Genomic DNA, 4268 nt, shown 5'->3' with positions numbered 1-4268 from the left:
GGATGATCCTCCTGGAGCGGGAATCAGCAGACGATGCTCGCGAATGTTCGCCACTTGAAAACCCTCTCTCCTGCCCTTGGGTTCCCGGCAGTTCCACCCGGCCAGCGCGGTGCCGCGCCATGCGCGTGGCACGACGAGAGGGCGAATTGCAGCGTAAATACAGCGCTGTCGTCGCGCGACGGTTCGTCAAATCCGCCGCGGCGCGGTGCCGCCTAACGAAAATTTCACGCTAGACGACCGAGACCTTGAAAGATGTCATATGGCGCGGTGCTTGATCGCTCAGCATGCGCGGCTGTCGGATGCATGCACCTCGCGCCACACCCACCGTCATCGCCCGGCTTGACCGGGCGACCCCGTATTCCAGAGGCTCTCGATCGATGAGCGCCTCCGGGATACTTGATCCCCGCTTTCGCGGGGATGACGACTTGAGAGGCGGATACAAATGTCTTCGCCTCGCCCCGATACCGCGGGGCGCACCGCAGCGCCCGATATGATTCGAACTTCAAAATCGGTGGTCCAGGCGCTTGCGCTTGTAGCTACCTGGCCATTCGCCAGCCGAACAGCACGAGAGCCGCGCCGGCCGCCGCGGCAATGACTGCCGTCACGATTCCATCATCGAGCACGAGCAGCACGGCGATGTGATAGCCGACGAACGCGCCCGCCACACCGACAAGTGCGCTCGTGGCGATGGTGCGGATCGATCCCGAGAATTGTCGGGCCAGCCAGGATGGTCCCGCAAGCCGGTCGAACAGCAGGCCCGCGACCACACCGATGGCGAGGACGAGCAGAAACGTGACGAGCGGGTCTGTGACTTGCATGATTCAGGCCGCTTGATGTGACCCTGCAGTGATGATCCGGTCATGGTGATCTTGCAACATTGCCTGCGTCATCGTCGTTCGCCGCCATCCATCTGCTCGTTGCGAATGCCATTCCGAATGACGGTCGCCTACTTCACGCGTCGTCCCTTGAAGAAACCGGCATTGGTGGTGTTCTGCCTGATATTGGCGGTGTCGCCCTGCTCCGCCGTATTGATCGCGCCGTCCTTTCCCGGGACGTCCTTGTCCATTCGGGTGTCGTCACCGGTGCCCTTGTGACTGCGGTTGGCCGGTGGCACCGGCGGCATCTCATTGTGGCGCGACATGCAGATATCCCTTCCTTGCGACTTTATCGTCGTGACGCTTCCCAGCGGCCGCTGCAGGCGATGCCGCTGGAAGCCCCGTTCCATCTGCCGGACCCGGCATTGCCGCTGAGCTGGCCGTTGGCATAAGCGCCGCGAATCGAGACCTTGACGATGCCTTGTCGTCCGATGCTGCCCGAGACATCCGCTGCGCCCGACACTCTGCCGTCGGTGACGGTGAGCGGAAGCTGAACCAACGGTTCGCAATTTCCGGCCCGGGTGAGAATCGTTACATTCCAAAGCCCGTCATAGGGCTGCCGGGCGCAGGCGGGCGCCACCGTGCCGGCCGCTGCAATGATGCCGAAAGCAATGATGCGTCGTGCTGTCATAGTCCCCTCCGTCGTGCTGTCATAGTCCCCTCCTAGCGGCGCGCGTTGGCCTGTGCAGTGACTTGAACAGTAGCTTGTGCAGTAATTTGGCGCACCTCGTGAACGATTATTCCCGGCTTTTCGCTGCGCAGACAGGAGGCGTCGAAATTGGGCCAGATCTGTTGCGAACAATTTCCGGCGATCGGCCCAACGGCCAGCTGATCTGCCTTGGCCAGGGCGGTGGTCTCAACCGCCAGCGCTGGAGGCGCTATGCTAGGCAAGGCAACAACCGCCGCTCCCAGCAGGCTGAAGATTGCCAGGGCCGTGAAGGATTTGATCATTTGGGACTGCTGACTGTGGCTCGTCGCCCATCCCGCTACGCTCGGGGATTCAGTCTGACAACCATTGGAACGATCAAGGGTTCCGCGAAAGCCGGGTATATTTGAACACGCTTTCGTCCGGACCCCGGCCAGCCGGATTCACACGCCGCCGTCATTCCGGGGCGACGCGCCAGCGTTGAGCCCAGAATCCATAACCCCGGATCTGGTCAGGGATTCCCGGCCCGCGCCAGGAGGGCGCGTCCGGGAATGATGAAGAAGAGAGGCGCGCCGTGACACAGCAAGCGCAAAGCGCGGCTACACCGCGCCCGCCTTCTGCGCGTAGTCCCAGGACGCCTTCGCCAGCGGCACGGTGCGCTTGGCGGATTCGATCGCTTTCGCATTGGCGGCGGTGCCGTCGCGGATGCGGCCGGCGATGCCCTGGGTGATGCCGGCGAGCCGGAACAGGTTGTAGGCAAAATACCAGTTGAGGTCGGGCACGGCGGTGCCGGCGACGTTGCAGTAGATCTGCGCCGCCTCCTCCATCGAGGGGATGTTGAGCGCCTTGAGGTCGGCACCCTGCAGGCCCGGCATGGTCCATTGCATCAACAGATAGGTGAAGTCGGCCATGGGATCGCCGAGCGTCGACAGCTCCCAGTCCAGCACCGCCTTCACCCGCGGCTCGGTCGGGTGAAAGATCATGTTGTCGAGGCGGTAGTCGCCGTGCACCACCGAGACCCGCTTCTGTTCCGGCAGCGTCCGCGGCAGCCACTCGATCAGTTTTTCGACCTCCGGAATGTGCTGGGTCTCGGAGGCGCGGTACTGCTTGGTCCAGCGATCGACCTGGCGGGCGAAATAATTGCCGGGCTTGCCGAACTCGGCCAGACCGATCGCCGCCGGATCGTAATTGTGCAGCCGCGCCAGCGTCTCGATCTTGCTGGTGAAGATTTTCCCGCGCGCGTCGGGCGTCTCGCTGGGCAGCAGCGGATCCCAGAACACCCGGCCCTCCTCCATCGACATGATGTAGAAGGCGGAGCCGATCACCGCATCGTCGGTGCACAGCGCATAGGCCTTGGCGACCGGAAAGCCCTGCCTGGAGAGCGCGGAGATGACGCGGTATTCGCGGTCGACCGCATGGGCCGACGGCAGCAATTTGCCGAACGGCTTGCGCCGCATCACATAGGAGCGGCCGGGCGTGTCGAGCCGGTAGGTCGGATTGGACTGGCCGCCCTTGAACTGCAGGACGGTCAGCGGTCCCTGGAAACCGTCGACATGTTCGGCCATCCAGGCGGCAAGACCCGCCTCATCGATGCGATGCCGCTCCTCGACCGGCTTGGTGCCGGAAAACTCCTCGTCCTTCCTGACGCCGTCGGACACGGGTGACGCTCCCTCAGGTTTTCTTTCAGTCCTTGGGGAGCGCCACGCGTGGTACTCCCGTCAGTGATTGGTCGGAGAGTTTGCATACTTCCGAAGTTCAAGTCTGGCAATGGCGCGGTTATGCACCTCGTCCGGACCATCGGCGAGCCGCATGGTGCGCATCGAGGCGTAGTCCCGCGCCAGCCCCGCGTCGTCGGACACGCCGGCGCCGCCATAGGCCTGGATCGCCTGGTCGATGATCTTCAACGCCATGTTGGGCGCTGCGACCTTGATCATGGCGATTTCGAGTTGCGCGGTCTTGTTGCCGACCTTGTCCATCATGTCGGCGGCCTTCAGGCACAACAGCCGGTTCATCTCGATATCGGTGCGGGCCTCCGCGATGCGCTGCTCCCAGATCGAGAATTCGACGATCTTTCGGCCGAACGCGGTGCGCGACGACAGCCGCCTGACCATCTTCTCCAGCGCCTCCTCGGCCTTGCCGATGGTGCGCATGCAGTGATGGATGCGGCCCGGGCCGAGGCGGCCCTGCGCGATCTCAAACCCCCTGCCCTCGCCGAGCAGGATGTTCTCCTTGGGCACGCGGACGTTCTCCAGCAGCACCTGGGCGTGGCCGTGCGGCGCGTCATCGAAGCCGAACACCGGCAGCATCTTTTCCACCGTGATGCCGGGGGTGTCGAGCGGCACCAGGATCTGCGACTGCTGCTGGTGCTTGGCCGCGGTCGGATCGGTCTTGCCCATCAGGATCGCGATCTTGCAGCGGGGATCGCCGACGCCCGACGACCACCATTTGCGGCCGTTGATGACGTAGTGATCGCCGTCGCGCTCGATGCGGGTCTCGATATTGGTGGCATCGGAAGACGCCACCGCGGGCTCGGTCATCAGAAAGGCGGAGCGGATTTCGCCATCCATCAAGGGCCGCAGCCACTTCCGTTTCTGCTCCTTGGTGCCGTAGCGGATGAACACTTCCATGTTCCCGGTATCGGGCGCCGAACAATTGAAGACTTCCGAGGCCCAGCCGATGTGCCCCATTTCCTCCGCAAGCGACGCATATTCCAGATTGCTCAATCCCGCGCCGTGGAATTCCTCGTC

At 63.4% G+C, this 4268-nt stretch carries 6 protein-coding genes; all 6 read right to left on the bottom strand.

Annotated features, from left to right (window positions below; all coding sequences use genetic code 11):
- Positions 1-536: 536 nt before the first annotated feature.
- Entirely contained in the window at positions 537-818 is a 282-nt protein-coding gene (locus WCB02_RS04260; RefSeq protein ID WP_423956593.1) for a transglycosylase, read from the bottom strand.
- 128 nt (positions 819-946) lie between these two features.
- A complete protein-coding gene (locus tag WCB02_RS04255; RefSeq protein ID WP_423956592.1) occupies positions 947-1141 on the bottom strand; it encodes a hypothetical protein in 195 nt (64 codons plus the stop codon).
- A gap of 23 nt (positions 1142-1164) precedes the next feature.
- Positions 1165-1506, bottom strand: a complete 342-nt coding sequence (locus WCB02_RS04250) for a hypothetical protein (protein ID WP_423956591.1) — start codon at positions 1504-1506, stop codon at positions 1165-1167.
- A 32-nt stretch (positions 1507-1538) separates the two neighbouring features.
- Entirely contained in the window at positions 1539-1826 is a 288-nt protein-coding gene (locus tag WCB02_RS04245; RefSeq protein WP_423956590.1) for a hypothetical protein, read from the bottom strand.
- Positions 1827-2120: 294 nt separating this feature from the next.
- Positions 2121-3179, bottom strand: coding sequence for a phosphotransferase family protein (locus WCB02_RS04240; RefSeq protein ID WP_423956589.1), 1059 nt, complete (start codon positions 3177-3179; stop codon positions 2121-2123).
- A gap of 60 nt (positions 3180-3239) precedes the next feature.
- The coding region (locus tag WCB02_RS04235; protein ID WP_423956588.1) for an acyl-CoA dehydrogenase family protein at positions 3240-4268 on the bottom strand (1029 nt) is incomplete at its 5' end.

The sequence above is a fragment of the Bradyrhizobium sp. genome (assembly GCF_049581145.1).
Taxonomy (GTDB): domain Bacteria; phylum Pseudomonadota; class Alphaproteobacteria; order Rhizobiales; family Xanthobacteraceae; genus Bradyrhizobium.
Note: the sequence above shows the minus strand (reverse complement) of the source record. Positions and strands in the feature narration are given on the sequence as shown.

Coding starts and splice junctions, on each gene's coding strand:
- WCB02_RS04260 (WP_423956593.1), bottom strand. CDS start 818: ATGCAAGTCACAGACCCGCTCGTCACGTTTCTGCTCGTCCTCGCCATC.
- WCB02_RS04255 (WP_423956592.1), bottom strand. CDS start 1,141: ATGTCGCGCCACAATGAGATGCCGCCGGTGCCACCGGCCAACCGCAGT.
- WCB02_RS04250 (WP_423956591.1), bottom strand. CDS start 1,506: ATGACAGCACGACGCATCATTGCTTTCGGCATCATTGCAGCGGCCGGC.
- WCB02_RS04245 (WP_423956590.1), bottom strand. CDS start 1,826: ATGATCAAATCCTTCACGGCCCTGGCAATCTTCAGCCTGCTGGGAGCG.